The sequence below is a fragment of the Desulfurispirillum indicum S5 genome (assembly GCF_000177635.2).
GTDB classification, from domain to species: domain Bacteria; phylum Chrysiogenota; class Chrysiogenetes; order Chrysiogenales; family Chrysiogenaceae; genus Desulfurispirillum; species Desulfurispirillum indicum.
The window spans coordinates 704,329-728,771 of the sequence record NC_014836.1 but is presented as its reverse complement, the minus strand read 5'-3'; the positions used below and the strand labels follow the sequence as shown (position 1 = coordinate 728,771).

22 protein-coding genes and 1 pseudogene are annotated in these 24,443 nt (G+C 56.3%); 14 read left to right on the top strand and 9 right to left on the bottom strand.

What is annotated here, in order from left to right:
- Positions 1–29: 29 nt before the first annotated feature.
- Both nifD and nifH read right to left on the bottom strand, forming a co-directional pair.
- On the bottom strand, positions 30–1,475 hold the full coding sequence (gene nifD / locus SELIN_RS03515) for a nitrogenase molybdenum-iron protein alpha chain (RefSeq protein WP_013505324.1): 1,446 nt from the start codon (positions 1,473–1,475) through the stop codon (positions 30–32).
- 10 nt (positions 1,476–1,485) lie between these two features.
- Positions 1,486–2,364 carry a nitrogenase iron protein gene (nifH, locus tag SELIN_RS03510; protein WP_013505323.1) on the bottom strand — a complete coding sequence of 293 codons (879 nt, stop codon included), beginning with the start codon at positions 2,362–2,364 and terminating at the stop codon, positions 1,486–1,488.
- 256 nt (positions 2,365–2,620) lie between these two features.
- Between nifH and SELIN_RS03505 the strand changes: the two genes are divergently transcribed.
- The 4 genes from SELIN_RS03505 (at position 2,621) to SELIN_RS03490 (ending at position 6,128) form a co-directional block, all read left to right on the top strand.
- Positions 2,621–2,926, top strand: a complete 306-nt coding sequence (locus tag SELIN_RS03505; protein ID WP_013505322.1) for a helix-turn-helix domain-containing protein — start codon at positions 2,621–2,623, stop codon at positions 2,924–2,926.
- Positions 2,927–3,316: 390 nt separating this feature from the next.
- Positions 3,317–4,699: a type II toxin-antitoxin system HipA family toxin YjjJ gene (gene yjjJ, locus SELIN_RS03500; RefSeq protein WP_013505321.1), complete on the top strand. Its 1,383-nt coding sequence runs from the start codon at positions 3,317–3,319 to the stop codon at positions 4,697–4,699.
- Between the two features lie 28 nt (positions 4,700–4,727).
- Entirely contained in the window at positions 4,728–5,171 is a 444-nt protein-coding gene (locus tag SELIN_RS03495; protein WP_013505320.1) for an N-acetyltransferase, read from the top strand.
- A 45-nt stretch (positions 5,172–5,216) separates the two neighbouring features.
- Positions 5,217–6,128: a VOC family protein gene (locus tag SELIN_RS03490; RefSeq protein WP_041726458.1), complete on the top strand. Its 912-nt coding sequence runs from the start codon at positions 5,217–5,219 to the stop codon at positions 6,126–6,128.
- 193 nt (positions 6,129–6,321) lie between these two features.
- Here the strand turns inward: SELIN_RS03490 and SELIN_RS15210 are convergent.
- Positions 6,322–6,594: pseudogene (locus SELIN_RS15210) on the bottom strand (GxxExxY protein); the annotation flags it as partial.
- 169 nt (positions 6,595–6,763) lie between these two features.
- Entirely contained in the window at positions 6,764–7,864 is a 1,101-nt protein-coding gene (locus tag SELIN_RS03480; RefSeq protein ID WP_013505317.1) for a Fic family protein, read from the bottom strand.
- A gap of 203 nt (positions 7,865–8,067) precedes the next feature.
- Here SELIN_RS03480 and SELIN_RS03475 point away from each other — a divergent pair, with 203 nt between their 5' ends.
- Entirely contained in the window at positions 8,068–8,643 is a 576-nt protein-coding gene (locus SELIN_RS03475) for an IMPACT family protein (protein ID WP_013505316.1), read from the top strand.
- A gap of 64 nt (positions 8,644–8,707) precedes the next feature.
- Here the strand turns inward: SELIN_RS03475 and ung are convergent, their stop codons facing one another.
- The 3 genes from ung to SELIN_RS03460 all read right to left on the bottom strand — a co-directional run bounded on the left by ung (position 8,708) and on the right by SELIN_RS03460 (position 10,804).
- Positions 8,708–9,409 carry a uracil-DNA glycosylase gene (ung, locus tag SELIN_RS03470; protein WP_013505315.1) on the bottom strand — a complete coding sequence of 234 codons (702 nt, stop codon included), beginning with the start codon at positions 9,407–9,409 and terminating at the stop codon, positions 8,708–8,710.
- A gap of 70 nt (positions 9,410–9,479) precedes the next feature.
- A complete protein-coding gene (locus SELIN_RS03465) occupies positions 9,480–10,253 on the bottom strand; it encodes an alpha/beta fold hydrolase (protein ID WP_013505314.1) in 774 nt (257 codons plus the stop codon).
- A gap of 71 nt (positions 10,254–10,324) precedes the next feature.
- Positions 10,325–10,804, bottom strand: coding sequence for a peroxiredoxin family protein (locus tag SELIN_RS03460; RefSeq protein ID WP_013505313.1), 480 nt, complete (start codon positions 10,802–10,804; stop codon positions 10,325–10,327).
- Positions 10,805–11,068: 264 nt separating this feature from the next.
- On the opposite strand from SELIN_RS03460, the gene iorA reads away from it, so the two are divergent.
- Positions 11,069–12,844, top strand: a complete 1,776-nt coding sequence (iorA, locus tag SELIN_RS03455) for an indolepyruvate ferredoxin oxidoreductase subunit alpha (RefSeq protein ID WP_013505312.1) — start codon at positions 11,069–11,071, stop codon at positions 12,842–12,844.
- A gap of 7 nt (positions 12,845–12,851) precedes the next feature.
- Positions 12,852–13,442, top strand: a complete 591-nt coding sequence (locus SELIN_RS03450) for an indolepyruvate oxidoreductase subunit beta (RefSeq protein ID WP_013505311.1) — start codon at positions 12,852–12,854, stop codon at positions 13,440–13,442.
- Between the two features lie 499 nt (positions 13,443–13,941).
- On the opposite strand, the gene SELIN_RS03440 is transcribed toward SELIN_RS03450, so the two are convergent.
- A complete protein-coding gene (locus tag SELIN_RS03440; RefSeq protein WP_156788015.1) occupies positions 13,942–14,592 on the bottom strand; it encodes a hypothetical protein in 651 nt (216 codons plus the stop codon).
- Here SELIN_RS03440 and SELIN_RS03435 point away from each other — a divergent pair.
- From SELIN_RS03435 to SELIN_RS03420, 4 genes are all read left to right on the top strand, one after another.
- Positions 14,582–15,556 carry a hypothetical protein gene (locus SELIN_RS03435; RefSeq protein ID WP_013505310.1) on the top strand — a complete coding sequence of 325 codons (975 nt, stop codon included), beginning with the start codon at positions 14,582–14,584 and terminating at the stop codon, positions 15,554–15,556. The two genes, SELIN_RS03440 and SELIN_RS03435, sit on opposite strands and share 11 nt — an antisense overlap.
- A gap of 122 nt (positions 15,557–15,678) precedes the next feature.
- On the top strand, positions 15,679–16,410 hold the full coding sequence (locus SELIN_RS13770) for a LuxR C-terminal-related transcriptional regulator (protein WP_013505309.1): 732 nt from the start codon (positions 15,679–15,681) through the stop codon (positions 16,408–16,410).
- A gap of 452 nt (positions 16,411–16,862) precedes the next feature.
- The gene (locus SELIN_RS03425) at positions 16,863–17,456 is read left to right on the top strand and encodes a hypothetical protein (protein WP_013505308.1); all 594 of its coding nucleotides are present in this window, start codon (positions 16,863–16,865) and stop codon (positions 17,454–17,456) included.
- A 263-nt stretch (positions 17,457–17,719) separates the two neighbouring features.
- Positions 17,720–18,397, top strand: a complete 678-nt coding sequence (locus tag SELIN_RS03420; RefSeq protein WP_013505307.1) for a hypothetical protein — start codon at positions 17,720–17,722, stop codon at positions 18,395–18,397.
- 346 nt (positions 18,398–18,743) lie between these two features.
- Here the strand turns inward: SELIN_RS03420 and SELIN_RS03415 are convergent, their stop codons facing one another.
- Positions 18,744–19,442, bottom strand: coding sequence for a hypothetical protein (locus SELIN_RS03415; protein WP_156788014.1), 699 nt, complete (start codon positions 19,440–19,442; stop codon positions 18,744–18,746).
- A 192-nt stretch (positions 19,443–19,634) separates the two neighbouring features.
- On the opposite strand from SELIN_RS03415, the gene SELIN_RS03405 reads away from it, so the two are divergent.
- From SELIN_RS03405 to SELIN_RS03395, 3 genes are read left to right on the top strand one after another with little or no spacing between them, the layout of a single operon-like run.
- Positions 19,635–21,266 carry a BCCT family transporter gene (locus tag SELIN_RS03405; protein ID WP_013505305.1) on the top strand — a complete coding sequence of 544 codons (1,632 nt, stop codon included), beginning with the start codon at positions 19,635–19,637 and terminating at the stop codon, positions 21,264–21,266.
- Between the two features lie 23 nt (positions 21,267–21,289).
- Complete coding sequence (locus SELIN_RS03400; RefSeq protein WP_013505304.1) at positions 21,290–23,170, top strand: DUF294 nucleotidyltransferase-like domain-containing protein; 1,881 nt, start codon at positions 21,290–21,292, stop codon at positions 23,168–23,170.
- A gap of 10 nt (positions 23,171–23,180) precedes the next feature.
- Complete coding sequence (locus SELIN_RS03395; RefSeq protein WP_013505303.1) at positions 23,181–23,933, top strand: 3'-5' exonuclease; 753 nt, start codon at positions 23,181–23,183, stop codon at positions 23,931–23,933.
- Positions 23,934–24,443: the final 510 nt, after the last annotated feature.

The following is a 24,443-nucleotide window of genomic DNA, read 5'->3' as shown; positions in this document are numbered from 1 at the left end:
GGTGAAACTGCGGCACTCATCTGGCAGAATCAGCTCTTCCAGGGTGCCTTGATATGCTTCCACACCTGCCCATTGATGGCCATGTCCATGTCGCGGGCGAAGATGGCAAAGCCTTCGATGCCATGGTAGGGGCCGGAATAATCCCAGGAGTGCATCTGGCGGAAGGGAACTCCGGCCTTCTGGCACTGGTATTTTTCCTTGACCCCGGAGCCGAAGAGGTCGGGCTTGAGTTTGGAGAGGAATTTTTCCATCTCGAACTCACTCATGTCGTCCACCACGATGGTCGTGTCATCCAGATACTCCATGGTGCGCTGGTAGTCGTCGCCATGGCCGAATTCATAGCCAGTCAGCATCACTTCCACTCCCAGATCCTTGAAGCAGGGGATGGTGTGGCGGGGGCGCAGGCCACCCACATAGAGCATCACTTTTTTGCCTTCCAGGCGGGACTTGTACTTGTCCACCACGCTCTGCAGCAGGGGCTTGTACTTGTTTTCGATCAGCTCTTCGGTGCGCTTCTGGATGCTCTCGTCAAAGTAGGACGCGATCTTGCGCATGCTCTTGAAAATCTGGGTGGGACCGAAGAAGTTGAACTCGGTCCAGGGCACACTGTGCTTCTCTTCCAGATAACGGGCGATGTAGTTCATGGAGCGGTAGCAGTGCAGCAGCACCAGCTTGGCCTTGGCCGTGTTGGCCAGTTCCGCCACCGTGCTGTCGCCGGTGCTCTGGGAGATCACGTTCAGGCCCATCTCCTCCAGAATGCGGCGAGAGCTCCAGGCATCACCACCGATGTTGTAATCCGCCATCAGGGCCACATCGTAGGGACCGGCCTCCTGCACACTGGCGGGAACATCTTTTTCGTAGATCCAGTCGCGCAGAGCATCGTTGGCAATGTGGTGGCCAAGGGACTGACTCACGCCACGGAAACCTTCGCAGCGCACGGGAACAACGGGCTTGCCGATTTCCTCAGCCTTTTTGCGGGAGACCGCCTCAATGTCATCACCGATCAGGCCAATGGGGCACTCGGACTGAATGCTGATGCCACGGCTGAGGGGGAACATCTCTTCCAGCTCATCCACGAGCTTCTCCAGCTTCTTGTCGCCGCCGAAGACGATATCGCGCTCCTGGAAATCCGAGGTGATCTGCATGGCACCGAAGGAGTCAACGCCCGTGATGCCGGTATAGTAGTTGCGGCGGGTGGCCCAGGAGTACTGGCCACAACCCACCGGGCCGTGACTGATGGTCAGCATGTCCTTCACCGGCCCCCACACCACGCCCTTGGAGCCAGCGTAGGCGCAGCCGCGAATGGTCATGACACCGGGAATACTCTTACGGTTGGAGCTGACGCCGCACTTTTCATCTGCGCCCGGCTCCACCACCGTCATATGCTTCTTGCGACTTTTCAGGGCCTTTTCCGGATATTCCTGCAGAATCTCCTCGATCAGCGCCTGGGATTGTTCTTTATCTACAACTGACATTTCGTCCTCCTCAGGCAGTAGCTGTTTTCGCTTTTCCCACAATTTGCGCATCGTCAGGTTGCATGATACCGAATTCCATCAGCAGCTCTTCCAGCTCTTCCATGCTGACGGGAGTGGGGATGACGAAGTTCGTGTTGTCAACAATCTTTTTGGCCAGGGTACGGTACTCGTCGGCCTGCTTGCAGGCAGGATCGTATTCCACAACGGTCATGCGGCGCAGTTCCGCGTGCTGGACCACGTTGTCGCGGGGTACGAAGTGAATCATCGTCGTGGACAGACGCTGGGCCAGAGCACTCAGCAACTCAGCTTCGCGGTCAGTCTTGCGCTCGTTACAGATCAGACCCGCCAGGCGAACCCCGCCGGAGTTGGCGTACTTCAGAATACCGCGGGAGATGTTGTTGGCCGCGTACATGGCCATCATCTCGCCGGAAGCGACAATGTAGATCTCCTGAGCTTTGCCTTCGCGGATGGGCATGGCGAAACCACCACACACTACGTCACCCAGAACGTCGTAGGAAACGAAATCCAGGTCTTCTTCGTAGGCGCCTTCCTCTTCCAGGAAGTTGATGGCCGTGATAACACCGCGACCAGCGCAGCCAACACCAGGCTCAGGACCACCCGCCTCAACACAGCGGATGCCAAGGTAGCCCGTCTTGAGCACATCATCCAGCTCCAGATCCTCAACCGAACCAGCCTCAGCCGCCATTTCCATAACGGTTGACTGTGCCTTGGCATGCAGAATCAGACGGGTGGAGTCGGCCTTAGGGTCACAGCCAACAATCATTACCTTCTGCCCCATCTCCGCCATGGCCGCGATGGTGTTCTGAGAAGTCGTAGATTTGCCAATGCCACCTTTACCGTAAAATGCGATTTGTCGTAAGCGAGCCATAACAGCCTCCTCTTTACTGGGTATTTGTTGCGGTGGCTTTGCATCGGGGAAAGTCACCTGCAGCCTCTAAAGCAAAGGCGATGCCAACACTGCAAACTCTTATGCAAAAATAGATAACGCAAAAGCGCAAAGCTGACATGTCACAAACCTGACACAACAGATTGTCAGGTTGTGTGCTGCGTGTTGTTCATTGTTGACGCGTATCCCCTGAAGGGGATAAACTTGCTTTATCCCTTGCGGAGGATAGGAGGTATCTATGACACAGTTCTTCGCCCCAACGCCCGAATACCTGGGCAAAACGCTTCAGGCCCTGCGCAAAGCCAAAGGACTCACCCAGGAGGAGCTTGCCAAACTGGCAGGCGTCAAGCAGTCCACAGTCTCCCATGCAGAGAACAATACTCGCGGCATGCGCATTGAAACCCTCTACTCCCTGCTGGCAGCACTGGATCTCTATCTGAATCTACGGCCACGGCAGGACCAGGCACGCGCAAAGGAAGAGTGGCAGGGGAATAGCGCGGAAACTTTCTCTCCGCAGATTTTCGCAGATGGACGCAGATTTTGAAAAAAGGCTGCAACTCAGCCGAACACCCAGTTCCCCTCCGCTGGAGGGAAATTTCCCTCGCACGAAATTCACGAAGAAAGACAGCTGCTCTCAGTGGCCTCTGTGGCAAGTTTCCCAGAGTTTGTCTGCCTCGAATCATTCAGGGTTTTTGAATGCATAAAAGATAATTTCCTCTCGCCAAGCCGCAGAGAACGCAGAGACGATGGCTGGCCAAATCAATTCCCTTGTATTTCCTTGGCGCTCCCGGCGTCCCCGGTGAGCGCAGCGAACGGGCGAGAGATATCACCTCACAAATCGCATCATAAATACATTTGAATTTCAAATAAAGCATTGACATAAAACACATAAAGAACCATAAATCTTCTCAAGAATCTTCTCAACGAGGTCAGCATGCCTACCCGGAATCAACAGGCAAGGGAGCGACTGAATCACGTACTGTCCAGGGAGGCAGGTATCAGCGCCGCTGAGCTTGCCAGCACGCTGAACATCAGCCTGGCCACTCTCCATCGCCTCCTCAATGAACGGCAATCATCCATCCTGATAACCGGCAAGGCCAGGCGTACGCGCTACGCCCTGCGTCGTCCCCTGCGGGGAACCCTGACCGATATCCCCGTGTATCAGATTGACGAACAGGGCCGGATAAGCCCTTTGTCTACGCTGATCCCTGTTTATCCAGGCGGTTGCTGGATGCCCCTGGAGGGCAGTCACTGGCCAGTGGACGATGAACAGCGCCAAGGCTGGTGGGATGGCCTCCCCTATCCGCTCTATCACCTCCAACCCCAGGGGTTCATGGGGCGCAGCTTTGCCCGCGCCGTTCACCAGGCTCTGGAAGTGCCGGATAACCCCCTCCTGTGGACCGATGATCAGCTTTTACATGTGCTCATGCAAAAGGGCAGTGACCTCAGCGGCAACCTCATCGTGGGTGATCCCGCCTGCGAACGCTGGCAGCAGGGCAAGCTGAATCCGGTTTCGCCCATCAAGCCAGCAGAGCTGGAAGAGCAGTACGTCAGCCTGGCTGAACAGGCCCTCAGTTCTGGCGATACTGACTCCAGCATCGCCGGTGAATTCCCAAAATTCACCGCCATGCGCGAGCTGACGGGCAGCGCCACTCCCCATGTTATTGTGAAGTTTTCCGGCGCCGAGAATTCGGCAGCCGTTACGCGCTGGCGCGACCTGCTGGTATGCGAGCATCTGGCCCTGCAGCATATCCAGGAATTACCCGGTCAGATCGCCGCCCCAAGTCGCATCCTGCGCCATAACAATCGGACGTTTCTTGAAGTGGAACGCTTCGACCGCCATGGACCGTTTGGCCGCAGCCCCCTGATCAGCCTGGAAATTGTCAATGCTGCCCTGCTTGGCAAAGCTCCCGCCGACTGGACACAGCAGGCCGACGAGCTGTGCCGGGCAGGGCTGATAAGCAACGCACAGAGGGATTCCATCCACCTCCAGTGGTGGTACGGCAAGCTGATTGCCAACAGCGACATGCACCTGGGCAACCTGAGCTTCCGCCCACAACAGGGAACGCTGCAGCTGGCCCCAAGCTACGACATGCTCCCCATGCTCTACGCACCCCTGGCAGGCGGCGAAGTTCCCCCGCGCCAGTTTGAACCCCCACTGCCCCTGCCACGCCAGCAGCAAACCTGGTTGACCGCCTGCCATGCCGCCATAGGGTTCTGGCTGGAGGCAGCGGAGGACTCACGCATAACCGACAACTTCCGCCAGACAGCCAGGGAAAACGGCCAACGGTTGATGGAATTGAGAGAGAAAATCTGACTCGCAACTTGTTTTTCGGAGCATTGCAATGATACGAACCTGCATCCACAAGGACATGGACGCCGTACTGGATATCTGGCTTGCAGCCTCCATCAAGGCCCACAATTTCGTTGACCCTGCATTCTGGCAATCCCAGGTGGAAAGCATGCGCCACACCTACCTGCCCGCCTCGGAAGTGGCCGTCTATGAGCGAAACTCCCTGGTGGTCGGATTCTACGCCTTGCATGGCAACACCCTGGCTGCCATCTTTGTGCAACCGGAGCTGCAGGGCCAGGGAATCGGCAAAGCATTATTGGCCCACGCCAAAAGCCAGCGAACAGAGCTGGTACTGAACGTCTACAAGGAGAATAAAGCCAGCTGCCGATTCTATCTGGCCCAAGGCTTCCAGGTGATCAGCGAGCAAAAGGATGAGCATACCGGCCACCCTGAATACACCATGCGCTACACTTCGCAGCAGGTGGCTCAGAGCTGAACAATCGCTGAAGAGACAGACAACAACCCCCAAAGGAGGCCCGTGATAACCACGACCCAGCAGAAAATAGTCCCCCAGCTGTGGTTCGACAAGGAAGCCAAAGAGGCAGCGGAATTTTACTGCTCCATCTTTCCCGATGCCAGCATCATCAGTTCCACCACCTTGCACGGCACTCCATCGGGCGATGTGGAAACCGTCTCCTTCGAGATTTCCGGCTACGCCTTCGCCGCCATCAGTGCCGGACCCCACTTCCGCTTCAACCCGTCCATCTCCTTCCTCCTGAACTTCGACCCATCGCAGAATCCCCAGGCGAGCCAGCAGCTGGACACCCTGTGGAACGCCCTCTCGGATGGGGGAACCGCGCTCATGCCCCTCGGCTCGTACCCCTTCAGTCAGCGCTACGGCTGGATACAGGACAGATACGGCCTCTCCTGGCAGCTGATGCTGACCGACCCGGAAGGAGAAGAGCGCCCCTTCATCACTCCCATGCTGCTCTTTACCGGCGATATGTGCGGCAAAGCCGAAGAAGCCAGTGACTTCTACCTCTCCATCTTTCACCACACCAGACGGGGAATCGTTGCCCGCCACCCCGCAGGCGCAGAACCCGACCAGGCAGGGACCATCATGTTTACCGACTTCATGCTGGAAAACCAGTGGTTCAGCGCAATGGACAGCGCCCACGAACACTCCTTTACCTTCAACGAAGCCATATCGCTTCTGGTGTACTGCGACACCCAGCAGCAGATCGACGCCCACTGGGAAAAACTCTCCGCCGTACCCGAAGTCGAACAGTGCGGCTGGCTCAAAGACCGCTACGGCCTGTCATGGCAGATCGTGCCCCGCGCGCTGGATGCCATGCTGCAAGACCCCGCAAAGCAGGATCAGATTACCCAGGCATTCCTTGCCATGAAAAAATTGGATGTGGATGAATTAAGAAGGTTGTATGGGGAGGGTTGAAATATGAATGAAGGTCTTCTCAGGCAGCGCAGAAACCTGTTGCTGATTAGTGCTTTTTGATCCTGTTTGATTTTGCCACCAGCAGCTTGCAAACAAAGACCGGCCAGCTTTTACAACCTCTGGAATTCGAGGGGCTTGGAATACGGATTTAATTTTGCAACCACGAATAGGCACGAATGTTTACGAATATTTTTCACAGGACAAGTCGCTGCCATTCGAGCTTGGCATGTTTGAAATTAAGGATCAGTCCGACACGCAGGCCACTAATCTTGAGATAATTGATCATCTGGGCTTTTTCGACATTGCCGATTTTCTCAATGGTTTTGGTGTCGACAATGATTTTGTCAAAGACGATCAGGTCGGGTATATACTCTCCCACATTCACTGATTTGTAGATAACCGGGAATCTGGGTTGTTGCGCATAGGGAATATCCTGTCGCCGAAATTCGACGACGAGGGCGTTTTCATAGGGCTTTTCCTATAGACCATGACCGAGTGTGTTGAGCACTTCCAGCGCACAGCCAACAATTTGATATACCTCATCTTTGCATATCAATTCGTGTTTATTTGTGTTCATTCGTGGTTTCATTATCTCCTTCCCAGGGAGCAATCCCGCTCACTCAGCTATTGGCGAGTCAAAAGCTGCACAGGTAGCTTGTACTCCGCCCTCCGCTACCACTCTTCCGCAATAGCCCCTTGTCCATTAAATCAAGAATATCCCGATGCGCCGTATCCTGGGAACACTTTGCCATTTTTGCCCACTTGCTGGTGGTGAGTTTGCCTTCAAATCCGGGTTCAAGCAGCCGCTGCAGCATGGCTTGCTGGCGTTGATTGAGGGGGATGTGGGCGTTATTGGCCCAGAATTTCTGGCGCTGCAGGATATGTTGCAGGGTGTGCTCTGCGGCGATGATGGCAGCTTCCAGGCAATCCAGAAACCAGCGAATCCAGGGGGTAATGTCCATGGAGCCTTTCTGGGTAGCTTCCAGGATGTCATAGTATTCCTTGCGCTGAATGAGTATCTGGCTGGAAAGGCTGTAAAAGCGCTGAGGTGTGTTTTCGCAGTGGGCGAGGGCCATGTCGCCTATGGCGCGGGCAATGCGGCCATTGCCATCGGCGTAGGGGTGGATGGTCACAAACCACAGGTGGGCGATGGCCGCCCGTATGAGGGGTTCCTGATCGCCATGGGAGGCGTGCCACGCCAGGAATCGCTCCATTTCACCGGGAACCACCGAAGCCGGTGGCGCTTCGTAATGAACCTTCTCTCGCCCATAGTATCCCGAAACCACCTGCATGGGGCCATTTTCATCGGTGCGCCAGGCACCTGTCGGAATGGTTACAAGCCCGCTGCGGCCAGTGGGGAAAAGAGCCCCGTGCCACGCGTGAAGTCGCCCATTTGTCAGGGGCAGATGGTAATTTTGGGTGGCATCCAGCATCATTTCCACCACGCCATCCACGTGGTGGCTGGAGGGGACGAGTCCTCCATGGTCGATTCCCAACCGCCTGGCAACGGAGGAGCGAACCTGTTGAGGGTTGAGGATTTCCCCTTCAATTTCGCTGGTATGGACTACGTCCTGGGTAAGCGTTTCCATCCAGGCGCTTTCCCGCAGGTCAAACCCGATATGCGCCATTTTCCCCAGCAGAATCCCCTGCTGGTAGCGCACCCGCGAAAGGGTTTCTGTCAGCGTATCCAGATTATAGTGCCACGTGGGCCAGTCTTCCCTTTGCCAGATATACATGATTCACCGTAATGTGGAGATGAGCGGCATTGCATCCATTGCCTGATTTGTGGCTTTTTCAACAGATCATCGACCATATTCTCCGCAAAAAATGCGGAGAATGCAAGCCTATTCTCCGCACTGCACAGGCTACTCCTGAAAATACTTCATTATAACGCTGAACATGCTACCCTCTGACAAAATCCCCTGTCTGGAGTTTTGCATTGCACACCCTGCAGCAGCCGGTTACCTGCGAGCTGAATATTAAAAACTCCCGTTTCCTGGGTCGGGTCGAGCCGGTGCTGAGCCTGGAGGACGGGCTGCAGCGTCTGGCCGCGCTTCGGCAACAGCATCCGGGGGCGGCCCATGTGTGCCACTGCCTGCTGGTTGGTGGCCAGGTGCGCATGTCCGATGATGGTGAGCCGGGGGGAACGGCGGCCAGCCCCATGCTGAATGTGCTGCAGCACAAGGAGCTGGACTCTGTGCTGGCAACGGTGGTGCGCTATTTCGGCGGGGTCAAGCTGGGCGCTGGCGGGCTGGTGCGTGCGTACACCCAGGCGGTAAGCGATGCTCTGAAGGGTGCGGTGCTGGAGCGGGTAAGGGTTCTGGCGTCTGCTACCATTGAGCTGGATTTTGCCCACGAGTCCCTGACGCGGCGCATGGGGGAGGCCCAGGGCATTCAAATGCAGTTTTCCTATGGCCAGAGGGTGACAGTGCGCCTTGAGGGGGAGCAGCAGGAGCTGGAGCATTTTCTGGCGGCGCTGCAGGAACACACCTGCGGGGCGGTTACGGTCAAATAGGATGGCCTGCCTCCGCTGGCGGCTCGCGTGCCGGGTCCGCATGAGCATTTCCAGCACACCCGGCTTACGGTTTTTGCGCTGAATCAGCACTCCCGCCCCAGTCAATGGGCTGCTGCCCCTGTTGCTGCAGAATCGCGTTGATGCGGCTGAAGTGGCCACATCCCAGAAAGCCGCGATAGGCCGAGAGGGGCGATGGATGAGGCGCTGTGAGTATGTGATGCCTGTCCTGGTCGATGCTGGCCTGAAGCTGCTGGGCTGGCTGTCCCCACAGCACAAAGATCACTCCCTGCTTCTGCGTGCTCAGGGCGCGCAGCACGCCTTCACTAAAACGCTCCCAACCTTTATTGCGATGGGAGTTGGCCTTGCCGGCTTCCACGGTCAGAACCCGGTTCAGCAGCAGCACCCCCTGCCGCGCCCACCACTGCAGATCGCCGTCAACGGGGGGTTCGGACCCGGTATCGGCCTGAATTTCCTTGTAGATATTGCGCAGGGATGGCGGCAGCGCCACACCGGAACTGACGGAGAAGGCGAGTCCATTTGCCTGACCGGGACCATGGTACGGATCCTGGCCGACGATGACGACTTTCACCTGATCCCAGGGAGTCAGCCTGAAGGCGCGGAAGATGTCTTCCCGTGGGGGATACATGGGAATATTCTGCTGACAGCGCTGGGCCAGATACTGGGACAATCGCTGGCATTGCGGTTCCTGAAGCAAAGGGGCGAGATGCGCCTTCCAGCTGTCAGGGAGGGTGAAATCAAAGGACATGGGCACTCCATTTTCGCGGAAAAGCCCCTTCGCCACTGCAGGGAGAAGGGGCTTGTGGGAAGTGGGTCGATCAGGCGCGCAGGAACTCCACCAGCGCCCGGTTGAACTCATCGGGATGCTCCATATTCACCATATGCCCTCCGGGCAGCCTGGCTTCACTGGCGTTTGGCAATTTGGCCAGCATGGTTGCGGCAGCTTCCGCTGGCATGGCCTTATCCTTTTCAGCCCACATAACCAGGCTTGGCACCGTAATTTTTGACAGCGACTTCACGCGGTCGGCACGCTCGGCCATGGCAGCCAGGGCATTGGCAGCGCCTTCCACCGAGGCTCCACACATCATGGCGTAGACATCATCGCGCAGCTTTCGGCTTCCGTCCCCCATGACCTTTTCAATGAAGACGTCAGCCACTGCGGCAATGCCTTCTTCACGGGCCTTGTCGGCAAGGTCGTAACGACCCTTACGCCCTTCCTCACTGTCGCCTTCAGCGCGGGTGACGATCAGGGCCAGCCTGGAGGCGCACTGGGGATACCGTTCCGCCAGAGAGAGAGCCACATAGCCCCCCATGGACATTCCGCCAACGCACAAGGGTTCAATGCCCATGGTCTGGGTCAGTGAGTAGATTTCATCGGCCATCTGATCAATGGAAAGGGCTCGTTGGTAACGGGAGAGGCCAAAACCGGGAAGATCGGGAATCAGCACAGAAAAACCTGCCTTGATCAGGGGTTGAATCTGGGGTTTCCACATGGCACTCTGCAGGGGAAAACCGTGGATCAGGACAATGGTCTGGGAGCTCTCACCGTGAAAGTCATAGTGCATGGTGCCAAGGGAGCTGACGAATTCCATTCTTACCTCCTGGGTTCAGGTTCGGTGTCACAGGGAGCGACATGGCAGCATATCGCGAGGAAGTATTTCGGTCAGGGAGCGACCTGCTCCAGCATCTGGGAAAACTTGTCATCGGGGATTCTGCCCATGTACTGGGCTTTGACAACGCCATCCCCGCCGATCAGGTAGGTGAAGGGAACAATGCGCACATCCTCATAGAGCATGGCTATGGAAGGATTGGCAAGGCCAACGGGGAAAAATATCCCCTTGTCCTTGATATATGCCTTCACATCCTCCTCCCAGCGATCCATGGCAATGCCGATGACCTGGATTCCGCTCTGTTCAAAGGCATAGCGATTGTCCACGATGCGCTGCATCTCCCGCTGGCAGGGTTGACAGAGGGTATAGAAGAACACCAGATAAACCGGCGTGCCTCGGTACTTCCCCAGGCTGATCTCCTCTGCGCTGATAAGGTCGCGAGTCCGTATTTCATAAGCTTCCTGACCAACCAGCGCCATGGCTGGCGTTGCCAGAAAGAAAAACAGTATACATATCAGCACAAGTCGAGCCATAGGTTCCCCCGTATAATTTGCATTCCGCTGAAAGAGCAGGTCATTGAAACACCCCGGTGCAAGAGAGGGAAAATCCGCTCCCCGGGCTTGGGCGTGACAAGCAACGCACAGATGTGGGTGTTCCGTCACCTCTCAGAATACCCCGCATCATACCCGTCATATCTTTCCGATGCAACCGACCTGTTTGAGTTGCCCTGTGGCAGATTTTCCATTATGATTGCGCAATTTTGCTCCAAGACATTAATACAAGGAGACATACCGTCAATGACTTCACAACCGACCCAATCCAAGACCATGCTGCTTTCCGGCAATGAAGCCATTGCCCTGGCAGCCCGTGATGCCGGTGTTGCGCTGGCTGCTGGCTACCCGGGTACTCCAAGTACCGAAATCATCGAAAATATCGCCAAAAATGGCGGCCTCTACTGCGAATGGGCCCCCAACGAAAAGGTCGCCCTGGAAGTGTGCATCGGCGCCTCCTTCGCCGGAGCCCGCACCCTGTGTACCACCAAGCACGTGGGCCTGAACGTGGCCGCCGACCCCCTCTTCACCGCCGCCTACACCGGCGTGCGCGGTGGACTGGTGATCATCTGCGCCGACGACCCCGGCATGCACTCCAGCCAGAACGAACAGGACAGCCGCCACTACGCCCGTGCGGCCAAGATCCTCATGCTGGAGCCCTCCGATCCCAACGAAGCCTACCACTACACCCGCGCGGCCTTTGAACTGAGTGAACAGTTCGACATTCCCGTGCTGGTACGCACCACCACCCGCATCAACCACGGCAAGGGCGTGGTGAAGCTCAGCTCCCCCGCCGATCTGGGTGAACGCACCTACTCCACAGAATACAATCCCCTGAAATATGTCATGATCCCCGCCTACGCCCGCATGCGCCACGAAGTGCTGGAAGCCTCCCTGCTGCGCATGGCCGAGCACGGCAACACCAGCGAGCTGAACCAGTGGAAGCGGGGCGAAAAAAAAATCGGCATCATCACCTCCGGCGTCAGCCACTCCTACGTACAGGAAGTGGTACCCGCCGAGTGGAGCATCCTGAAGCTGGGCATGACCCACCCGCTGCCCGAAAAACTCATCGAGGACTTCTGCCGCAGTGTAGACGAAGTCATCGTAGTCGAAGAACTGGAACCCTACCTGGAGCACACCGTCAAGCGCCTGGGCTTCGCCTGCAAGGGCAAGGAACTCTTCGGCATTACCGGAGAACTGAACCCCGACCGCGTCGCCCGTGGACTCGGACTGGCCACTGGCACCTCCGACGTCCCCGCCCATAAACTGCCACCCCGCCCCCCCGTACTCTGCCCCGGCTGCCCCCACCGTGGCAGCTTCACCGTCATGAAGCGCCTGGGCCTCTTTGTCAGTGGCGACATCGGCTGCTACACCCTGGGCGTGAACAAACCCCTGGACTCCATCCACACCTGCGTCTGCATGGGAGCCAGCATCGGCGTAGCCCACGGCATGGACCGCGTGCTGCCAGAGGAAGAGCGACGCAAAGTCGTAGCCGTCATTGGCGACTCCACCTTCCTGCACACCGGCATCAACGGCCTGATCAACATGGTCTACAACCGCTCCACATCCACCGTCTTTATCCTGGATAACCGCATCACCGCCATGACCGGCCAGCAGGGCAACCCCGGCTACGGCAACACCCTCATGGGCGAACCCACCAGCAACGTGGACATGGAAGGCCTCTGTCGTGCCATCGGCATCAAACACGTCTACAAAGCCGACGCCTTCGACACCCCCGCCCTCTTCACCCTGGCCAACCGCGAAGTCAACCGCGACGAGCTCAGCGTCATCATCGTGGAGCGCGAGTGCGTCCTGGCCTTCAAGGACATCATCAAGCCCGCCCTGCATGTGGATATAAAAGAGTGCATCGGCTGCGGCGCCTGCCTGAACGTAGGCTGCCCTGCCCTGGTATGGAACGCCAGCCTGAAAGTCGTCACCATCGACACCACCATGTGCACCGGCTGTGAAATCTGCATGTACGAATGCCCGACCGACGCCATCAAAAAACCCGAAAACAAGTGAGGAACCCATGTCAGAAAAAGTCGTAAATATACTGCTGGCCGGTGTGGGCGGACAAGGCATCCTGCTCACCAGTGAGATTCTCAGCGAAGTGGCCCTGCGCAAGGGACTGGACGTCAAAAAAAGCGAAGTCCACGGCATGGCCCAGCGCGGCGGCTCCGTAGTCAGCCACGTGCGCATCGGCAAGGAAGTGCACTCTCCTTTGATCCGCGAAGGCGAAGCCGACTTCCTGCTCTCCTTCGAGAAGATGGAAACCCTGCGCTGGCAGAGCCTGGTATCGAAGAAGACCGTCTGCGTCGTCAACGACACCGAAATCTTCCCCACCAACGTCAACGTGGGCCTGGACAAATACCCCCAGGGGCTGGACGCTTTTCTGGATGAAAACTTCAACGCCTGCTTCCGCCTGGACGCCTCAGGACTGGCCGTGAAAGCCGGAACCGCCAAAGCCGCTAATATCGTGCTGGTGGGAGCCCTGGCACGCATGCTGCCCGACTACGACAAATCCCTGTGGATTGAAGTCATCAAGGAAAAAGTACCCAAGGCAACCATCGGCATCAACACCGAAGCCTTCGAACTTGGCTATCAGGCCATGGTGCTGTAACAGACACAAAGCCGGGGTGCAGATTGCACCCCGGCTTTTTATTTTTATACTTTTCATATCAGTTAGCGTCAAAATCATGCCATGATTCAAATTACGCACTTTTTGACCGCGCAAAAAGGTCGCAAAAACGCGCCCCCCGAACGCCCGTTTATCCGGATCGTTTGCTCACCTGTTCTGGAGATCCGGCAGCAGGCTGCTCAAAGAGGCCAATCTGCTGCGTTGCAGGGCATCGCTCGTCACTGCGACGTACAGGAAGTACGCCTCACTCCTGGTTTATTCCAGTCAAGTTTTTTATGGCATCTTGTCCGATCCTGGATATTTTCGAGGGTCTGTTTCAGCCCGTACCTCACCTTGCCTGCGCCTTGCACCTGAGAACTTTTCAATTGCCTGTGTGTTTTGAGGTATTGAAAGACACTTTCTTTAAAATTATCTTTTCAGAAAAGACAATCTCCTCTCGCAAAGCCGCTGAGAACGCAAAGAAGATGGGCAGCCAAATCAGTTAAACTTGTATTTTTCTCTGCGTCTTCGCGACTTGAGTGAGCGCAGCGAACGGGCGTGAGATCCTGCCTTTCCATTCGCGTCTATTCGCGGTAACTTCCGCGTCTTCCGTGATTTCCGTGGTTAAGCTCTTCCGGTTTCCCCTCCCCACAGTCTTTGCGTGAAATATCCCCATTCGTGCATATTCGTGTTCATTCGCGGTGGAAACTGCTTTTCCCTTTGCCTTTCTTTGCGCCTTTGTGGGCTTTGTGTGAAAATCTCTTCGTTTTTGAGCAGTCGTGTGTTGCTGCTTTTCCTTGGCGACTTCGCGGCTTGGCGAGAAACCTGCCTTGACAGGCTGCTGAAAAGCCTTCGCCGGTATCCTGCCGGCAGTTCCGGCCAACCTCTTTTCCCCACCGGAGACCTTAGCTGCCCTTCCAGGTAGTCTTCCGAAATCTGCCCTGCAATCCTCCACCCCCTCAACATCGCCCTTGAAAAGAGCAAGCTCAGAATATCTCCCAAAGCGCACACATGGCCAGCAGGGCAAAGTTACGAGCGCGTTACCCAAACAGGTAGTTGATTTTTCAGGGAAAATAATTAGAGTTATGAATGTTGCAGTAAATATCTCCTCCCGGTAACCAGGAACAGCAAGGAGTAACGCCATGGACGGCATACAGAAAGCTTCCGCCGGTATCCTGTCGGCAATTCTGCCCAACCTCTTTTCCACTCCCAAAACCCCTGCCACCATGAGCCTGAACGCCAGCCTGCGCACGGGCAACGCCGTGGAACGCATCGGCGCAGATAGTGCCTCCTTCAGCCAGCAGGCCCTGCGCCAGGCAAAGCGCATGAACCTCATGGAACAGAGCATGATACAGGCCCACGCCCATGCCAAAGGGCAGAACAACCCCCTGAACATCGACCCGGAAATCCTGGCGGAAGCCAGGGAGCGCATGGAATCCCTGCAGCAGGTGGAATTGAAGCGTCTGGCGCGTAACCTGGATATTGATGAGAAGATGCTGGCGGCCCTCACCCCCGAAGACCTGATGGAATACTACGACCACTTTCTCTATGAACCCGATCCCGACAGCGACCGGCAACGCCTCTTTAAAAGCATTCAAGGGGGCGTGCGGGCATTCAGCACCACCCCGGAAAAGCACTTCGCCACCCCCCAGGAATTCTGGGACTATAAGTTCCTGACCGACGGTGAGGGAAACTTTGTCCGTGACAGCAGCGGAAGCTACGTGCTCGACAAGCAGTCCCTGTCTCCCTATGCAGTGGAGAACTTATTGGAGGGTGAGTTCAGATTGGGCTCCCAGGAGCACAAGACCATGGACCAGGTGAACCCGGCCATCCTGCACCGTATGAACAACGCCCTGGAGTCCGGCGACAGCCAGCAGATAGGCAATGCTTTCTGGATGGCTGTCAAATCCGCCCCCTGGGAGTTCTTCGACCCCAGCGACTACCACGATGTGCGGGAGGCCATGATTGCCAAAATGTCACAGATTGGTTTTTTTGGCGGAAATGAACACAAGTGGAAAGTTTTCAGCGATGAGCACTTTCTGGCAGATAATATCGAATTGCTCTATGACGAGATGCGCTACTTCGAGCTGTACGAGCGGGAGTATCAGCCGATCTGACAAAATTCTGCTTGCTGCACTCAAATACCGCGCAGCCAGCAGGAAAGCAGAAATTGAGCGCAATTTACAGCCAGAGGAGGGCAATAGCCTCCTGAGAGCTGAACGCTCCGGAGACAATCCCCATGAGCCTCCGCGAACTTTCCAGAAGTGACCTGCTGCTGGCCTGCACGGCCATCCAACAGGCCCTGAACATAGAAGACCAGGACAGCATGCACTCACTGCTGAGTACTCTGGGAAACTGCCTGGATTTTACCTGCGCCATCATCTGCCTGGTGGAATTCCAGGAAGAGCAACCCCTGTTTCAGACGCTGGTTCAGCATCAGTGCCCTGAGCCATGGCTGGAAACCTATGTCGTCAGGAAACTCTGGCGTACCGACCCCGTCTTTCAGCAGGTCAGACGCTCTCCTGAGCCTCTGCGCTGGAGCCAGACACAAAACCGGCACTCACCGAATCCCGCACTCCTGGAAGCCAGCCGCCACGGACTGACCGACGGCATCAGTATCGGCTACGGAGCAGGCAATCGCACACTCATCAGCCTGGCTGGCTCCAGACAACAGATCCACGCAATTTCCTCCCTGGCATGCCGGGTGCTCCCCCTGCTGGCCCCGCTGATCCACAGCGCCAGTGTCCGCATTGCCCACCGCCAGGACATACCAGACACAAACCTCAGTGAGCGCGAACGCGAACTCCTGTTCTGGACAGCCGAGGGAAAATCCACAGAAGAAATCTCCATGATCCTCGCCATCTCTCGCGACACCGTCAAATACCACCTGAAGCGCATCTATCAGAAACTCGATGCCGTGAATCGCCACCACGCCATAGCCAAGGCCCTCCGCGCCGGGCTCATCCAGTAGCAACTCTTTACGGTTCCTGACCACTCATGGTGCAGGCACGAGGAAAAGCCCGTCTCACACAGGCCACCAAGGCAACAGAATCAGCCACAGAAAAAGGCAATATCTCGCCCGTTCGCTACGCTCACTTGAGACGCGAAGCACGCGGAGCGGAAGACTCTTCTTGCATTCTTTCCCATTACTTCCCTTGCGCCCTCACAAGAGATAAATACCTTTCCCGCTTCCATTTGGCCCGCGGACCCTGACTGGTCACGTCCAAAGGACACACCTCCCTAAAGCAGCCCTTTAAACTTAACCCGACAAATGTACCCGTTCGGGTAGTTGAAGTTAAAATAATTTCAGCTAAACTATATCAATACTGACTAACCACAGAAAAATGAAAAGAAAGGAGGAGGGAAAGAAATTCTTTCCGGTAGGCCGAAATCTATTCACCATAAACCACTGGAGGAAGAGTTATGCAAAAGTTTCCCTGGATTCTCACCCTGTTGACCATCATGTTCCTTGCCGCAACCGCCCATGGCGGCGAGATGAAGCCACCACCCATCGAGCCCATCAGAATCGAGGATCCCGCCCTGATCGAGGCATTGGAGCGAGCGCAGCAGGAAAACCTGAGACAGAATGACGGCGATGCGTCCATCTCATCTGTCCAAGGATATTGGAGCAGATCTTCGTCAGGAACTACCGTCTATACAGCCAAACAGCAGTATTTTGTTGGCCCCCTTATGCCCCTGACCTATGTGCCTCCTCAAGCTATGGTAAGCCATGCCGACTATCATTATAGCTCTACCCTGAACGACTGGGATTGGTACTTTGAGGCTTACCTGGCATTCCAACACTATTGGGATGGGCTATGGTACATGATACCATTGCCAGCACATCAGGGGACACTTCAAAACCTGAGTGTCTATGATTTCATGGCGGGCAATGGCGCACTTTTTGTGTATATGGTTAATGCCCTCGTGGAAGGCGCACCGCTGTACAATCCGCCGGTGGTAAATAATAATTCCGTCACTGTTTACTACACCTTCTGGCCGGAAAACATTAACTGAGCAGAATAATTTTCGCGCTTCATTCGTCGAGCCTGCCGGAAACAAACGGCAGGCTCGACTATGTAAAATCAAAAATAAGAGAAAAATCACTGCAGGCTAAGTTGCTCACTCAAATAACATTACAGCAAAACGAGCAATCATTCACACATCAGCCCCAACCATCAACATGTACTCCATCGATCAATATGGCAGGTGAATTGCAAGGTTTGCATCAGTGCGAAAAGTGAAGCCTGCAAACCAACCCTGCATTCGGAGGACGCACCATGTCAATCATCAGCGGCATCAATATCTACTCCCCCCTTCACGGCTACTCGTCAGCAAGACAGGCATACTCTCCGCCGGAAATCCAGGCCCAGCGGGCGCAGTGTCAGGACGATGTTCAACTGAGTCTGGAAGCATTGGAACGCTATGACGCGGAAATCGCGGCAAAGAAAATGCCTGCGCGCATTGATATGCCTTGTGGCAATCAGATCATAAACATCGCTGGCACGATTGAACAGAACCTGGAATTGATTGCCGAAAGAATACAGGAAATCCTTGGAGATGGTGAGCGCGATCCGTTCTACCTGGTGATGAGCGGTGACACTGCCCGAGTATTGGGAGATGAAAAAGCAGCCGTGAATCTCTTTGATATGCTCGACAGTGATGAACCAGTCTTCCGTGATCAGACCATTCGCAGCCTTGTCAGTGAAACGTTACAATACACAAAATTCCTCTTATTTGTCGCACACAATTACGAGCACCCTGACCCTGCCCAGGAAGAGAGGTCAATAACAGCTATTTTCGACTTCCTGAAATCCATGGGCTTCCCTGACCCGGAAAATAACCCCGATCCCGAATTTGCGGACATGGCCCTGAAGTTTTCCGGCAACCGTCTGAGTCTTGATCTGCTGGACCGCGAGGAACGGGAGACGCTTGCAAACGGCGGTTCACTGGCATAGATGCTGTACCTGGCAGCGCATCAGCCCGTGCGCTACGGCCAGGAAATAGCATCTGCAACAAAATACTCAACTTGCGACTGAAGTTACGCGCCCCCCGAGCGCCCGTTTTTCCGGCTCGTTGCTCGCCTTGCACCTGAGAACTTTTCAATTGCCTGCGTGTTTTAAGGTACTGAAAGACACTTTCTTTAAAATTATCTTTTCAGAAAAGACAATCTCCTCTCGCAAAGCCGCTGAGAACGCAAAGAAGATGGGCAGCCAAATCAGTTAACCTTGTATTTTTCTTTGCGTCTTCACGACTTGAGTGAGCGCAGCGAACGGGCGTGAGATCCTGCCTTTCCATTCGCGTTTATTCGCGTTTATTCGCGGTAACTTCTGTTTCTTCCGTGATTTCCGTGGTTAAAGCTCTTCCGGTTTCCCCTCCCCACAGTCTTTGCGTGAAATTTCCCCATTCGTGCATATTCGTGTTCATTCGCGGTGGAAACTGCTTTTCCCTTTGCCTTTCTTTGCGCCTTTGTGGGCTTTGTGTGAAAATCTCTTCGTTTTTGAGCAGTCGCTCGTCGCTGCTTTTCCTTGGCGACTTCGCGGCTTGGCGAGAAACCTGTCTTGATGGTTTTCTCCCCCATTCGCGTTTATTCGTGTTCATTCGCGGTGGAAACTGCTTTTCCCTTTGCCTTTCTTTGCGCCTTTGCGGGCTTTGTGTGAAAATCTCTTCGTTTTTGAGCAGTCGCTCGTTGCTGCTTTTCCTTGGCGTCTTCGCGACTTGAGTGAGCGCAGCGAACGGGCGTGAGATCCTGCCTTTCCATTCGCGTCTATTCGCGGTAACTTCCGTGTCTTCCGTGATTTCCGTGGTTAAGCTCTTCCGGTTTCCCCTCCCCACAGTCTTTGCGTGAAATTTCCCCATTCGTGCATATTCGTGTTCATTCGCGGTGGAAACTGCTTTTCCCTTTGCCTTTCTTTGCGCCTTTGTGGGCTTTGTGTGAAAATCTCTTCGTTTTTGAGCAGTCGCTCGCCGCTGCGACGTATCTGGCGAATCTGCCGTCATCAATGTCCAACCGACTCCTGCGCATGCGTCATCTTCTTCACCCTATCCCTTTTCTTTTCCTGCAGCTGGCGGAAAAACGCTTGACCCCTTGACCATTTGCGCGTAACCTCTTTTGCAGAAACACTTTCCTTTCTTCCACTGCTCTGACTGCCCATCTGCGGGCAGATATCATACTTTTCACAGGAGGTACGCTGCATGCAAGATGAACGAGATCCCATGGCGCCCGATGGCGAAGTCAATCCCATCGACACGGACTACCAGGTCGGCCAGGACAATGTGGTCATCAACCTGGGGCCATTCGGCCTGGATATTCACAACCGGGTTTTTGCCATTTCCGGTCTGGGGGTTATCGCTTTCGTGGTGCTGACTCTGGCATTTCAGAATCATGTGGAGCCCCTTTTCAGCGGTCTGCGCGGATGGCTGACAGCTCACCTCGACTGGTTTTTTATCAGCGCGGGCAATATTTTCGTACTGCTCTGCCTGTTCCTCATCGTCTCACCCCTGGGAAAAGTTCGCCTGGGCGGCACTGAGGCCAAGCCTGATTACTCTTATCTGGGCTGGTTCTCGATGCTTTTCGCGGCGGGCATGGGTATCGGCCTGATGTTTTATGGGGTTTCGGAACCCATTTCCCACTTCACCACAGCCTTTGGGGGCACTTCGGTGGAAAATGGTGTGCGCACTGACTGGTCTCCCCTGGGTGGGGCTGCCGGAGATGCGGCAGAGGCTCAGCGCCTGGGCATGGCGGCCACTATTTACCACTGGGCGCTGCATCCCTGGGCAATTTATTCTGTTCTGGCGCTGGGGCTGGCCCTGTTCGCCTTCAACAAGGGGTTGCCCCTGACCATGCGCTCGGTTTTCTACCCGCTGCTGGGCGAGCGGGTGTGGGGCTGGCCGGGCCATGTGATTGATATTCTGGCAATTCTGGCCACGCTTTTTGGTCTGGCCACATCCCTTGGCCTCGGAGCCTCCCAGGCCAGTGCCGGTCTGCACTATCTGTTTGGACTCCCCGAAGGGGTAACAACCCAGGTGCTCCTGGTTATCGGCATTACGGCTATCGCGCTGGTCTCGGTTGTGGCCGGGCTGGATGCCGGGGTCAAGCGCCTCTCCCAGATTAATATGACCCTGGCGACTCTGCTGCTGCTCTTTGTGATCATCGTGGGCCCGACCATGCTCATCCTGAGCGGCTTCTTCGCCAATATCGTTGCCTACTTCCAGTATCTGCCGGCCCTGGCAAATCCCATCGGGCGCGAGGACGCAAACTTCTCCCAGGGCTGGACGGCCTTCTACTGGGCGTGGTGGATTTCCTGGTCGCCCTTTGTGGGAATGTTCATTGCCAGGGTCTCCCGTGGGCGCACGGTGCGCGAATTTCTCATTTCCGTGCTGATCATCCCTTCCACAGCCTGCATACTCTGGATGAGTGTTTTCGGAGGCACAGCCATTCATCAGTATGCACAACAGGGTTACGAAGCGGTGGCATCGGCGGGCCTGCCCCTGCAGCTCTTCACCATGCTGGATGTGCTGCCTCTGGCCCAGATCACTTCATTTGTGGCAATTATCCTGGTGGTGGTCTTCTTTATCACCTCTTCAGACTCCGGTTCCCTGGTCATTGATGTGATTTCCGCAGGCGGAAAAATTGACGCGCCCACGCCCCAGCGCGTTTTCTGGTGCACGTTCGAAGGGCTGGTAGCCATCGCGCTGCTGGTAGGTGGTGGTCTGGTGGCTCTGCAGGCCATGGCGGTGTCCACCGGCTTTCCCTTTACGATTCTGCTGCTGATCGCCTGCGTCTCTCTGGTCAAAGGGCTGGCATCGGAGCCACGCGGTACGTAACAGACGTTTTTGTGGGGGACACCGTGGAAGTTGAACACCTGGAGATTCTGGATTTTCTGCGTTCCCACCAGCCCTTTCGGGATCTGCCCGAAGAGGTTCTGGCTGGAGTGGCCAGCAGGGTGGAAATCAGCTACTTCAAGGCGGGAACACCCATCCTGGAATTTGGCCAGGAGATTGATGCCCTGCACGTGGTGCGCAGCGGCGCGGTGGAAATTTTCCGTCGCAATGGCGAACTCTATAACCGCCTCAGTGAAGGGGGCATTTTTGGAGAGTTCGGGCTGCTGCGCAACCGCCGGGTGCGCTTTCCCGCCACTGCCCTTGAGGATTCCCTGATCTACCTGATCCCGGAACCGGTTTTCAGCGAACTCTTCGAACAATTTGAACTCTTTGCCGACTTTGTGGAAATTGAGGATCGCACGCGCCTGCGTCAGGCTGTTTCGCGCCGGGAGGATGCCAACGAGCTGATGACGGCCAAGGTACTGACCCTGGTGCAGCGCGATCCGGTGGTTATCGGCGTCCAGGCCACCGCGCAGCAGGCCTGTCAGAAGATGTCCGAAGAGTCGGTCTCTTCGCTGCTGATCGTGAATGACACGGCAGAAAACCGCGAGAACACTTCCCCCATGGCGGGCATCATCACCGATCGCGATATCCGCAACCGCCTGGTCACGCCCGGTCTGGACTACAGCACACCCGTAGCGCAGATCATGTCCACAGAGCTGGTCACCGTTGAACACAATCAACTGGTCTTTGAGGCGATGCTGCTGATGCTGCGCCACAACGTCCACCACCTGCCGGTGCTGAAAAACCACAGACCCATCGGCGTCGTGGCCATATCCGACATCATTCGCTATGAGTCACAGAACAGCCTCTTTGTGGTCAGCAGCATCTTCCGCCAGAACGACGTGGAAGGCCTGCAGTCCTTGCGTGCCGATGTGCGCTCCTGCTTCCTGCGCATGGTGAACGAAGATGCCAACTCCCGCATGATCGGCAGCGCCATGGCGGTTATTGGCCGCAGCTTCAAGCAACGGCTGCTGGAATTGGCCGAAGAACAGCTGGGACCACCACCAGTGCCCTACTGCTTCCTGGCGCTGGGCTCCATGGCCCGCGACGAACAGACCATTGTCACCGACCAGGACAACGCCCTGATCCTCGACAACCATTTCGACCCGCAGCAGCACGACGAGTACTTCCAGAAGCTGGCCGCCTTTGTCAGCGATGGGCTGGCTGCCTGTGGCTACACCTACTGCACCGGCGGCATCATGGCCACCAACAGGCAGTGGCGTCAGCCCCTGCAGGTGTGGGAAGCCTGTTTTCGTGACTGGATCGACAAGCCCACCCCCCAGTTCCTGCTCAACAGCTCCATATTCTTTGACCTGGAGGGAGTATGGGGGAAAACCCAGTGGGCCGACCAGCTCAACGACCTGATCGCCCACCGCGCCAGGCGCAGCTCCCGCTTCCTGGCCTGCATGGCCCGCAATGCCCTGGGACGCACCCCACCCCTCGGCTTTTTTAAAGATTTTGTCATGGAGCAGGATGGCAAGCACAGCAACTCCATCAATATCAAGCGGCGTGGTACCGCTCCCCTGACAGACCTGATCCGGGTGCACAGCCTGGCAATCGGTTCCCAGGCCCGCAACTCCTTTGAGCGCCTCAGCGACATCATAGACGCCGGCATCCTGCCCAGCGGGCGCGGGCCCGACCTGCGTGACGCCCTGGAATTCATCGCCATGGTGCGCATCCGCCACCAGGCACTGTCTCTTCAGGAAGCAGAGGAGCCCGACAACAGTGTTGTTCCTGAACAGCTCTCCGACTTTGAGCGCAAGAACCTCAAGGATGCCTTTCAGATTCTCAGCAACGCCCAGAAATTCCTGAAATTCCGCTACCAGCCCGGTCGCGTCAACTGAAGGGCACCCCATGTTCTACCTGCCTTCGCCACGCAAAGAGGAACCACAACTCAATCAGGTGGAGACCACCGCGCCCGACTGGCCCACCCGTTTGCGCGCCCTGGCGGCGAAAGCTCGCGATCAGCGCCTTCAGGCCTTTTATGGCGCCGGGGTGGTGGATGGCGACACCCCCATCTCCCAGGTGCCCCTGCTGGCCCTGGACTTTGAAACCACAGGCTTTGACCCGAAGCGCCACGGCATTGTCAGCATCGGCCTCGTGCCCATGAGCCTGCAGCGCATCCGCTGTGCCGAGGCGCGTCACTGGATTGTCAAGCCACGGGTACAGCTGGAAAGCCAGTCCATCGTCGTGCACGGCATCACCCATTCCGACGTCGCCACGGCTCCTGATCTGGCGCGAATCCTTGATGAACTTCTGGAAGCCATGGCCGGCCATGTCATGGTCGTCCACCACCGGGGAATTGAACGCAGCTTCCTGGACGCAGCCCTGAAAGCCCGTATCGGCGAGGGCATCCAGTTCCCCGTCATCGACACCATGGAGCTGGAAGCGCGGCTGCACCGCCAGAAACCTCCGGGGCTGCTGGCCCGCCTGCTGGGCAGAAAACCCGTCTCCATACGGCTGGCCGCCAGTCGCGCTCGCTGCAACCTGCCCCACTACCGCCCCCACCACGCCCTGACCGATGCCCTGGCCACAGCAGAGCTGCTGCAGGCCCAGATCGCCCACCACTTTTCACCTGAAACCCCCATACAGGAGCTGTGGAAATAACTGGAGTTTTGCATCTTGCCATCCTGGTTTCAGGCGTCATTGATCTGATGTTTACCACGCGTACGGATACTGTCCTTTTTGACCGCGCAAAAAGAACGAAAAACGCGCCCCCCGAACACCCGTACTTCCGGATCGTTGGCTCGCCTGTTCTGGAGATCCGGCAGACACTGCCTCCCTGCAGTGCTGCCGAACCACTCACTTCCTGTGAGTGTCCCTTCGGGTCTTGCCAGCCAGGCGTCGCACTCACCGGACGGGCTCAGGGGGGAACGGCCTGTTTCTGCCTCTCCATTCGCGTTTATTCGCGGTAACTTCCGTGTCTTCCGTGATTTCCGTGGTTAAGCTCTTCCGGTTTCCCCTCCCCACAGTCTTTGCGTGAAATTTCCCCCCATTCGTGTATATTCGCGTTCATTCGCGGTGGAAACTGCTTTTCCCTTTGCCTTTCTTTGCGCCTTTGTGGGCTTTGTGTGAAAATCTCTTCGTTTTTGAGCAGTCGCTCGTTGCTGCAACGTA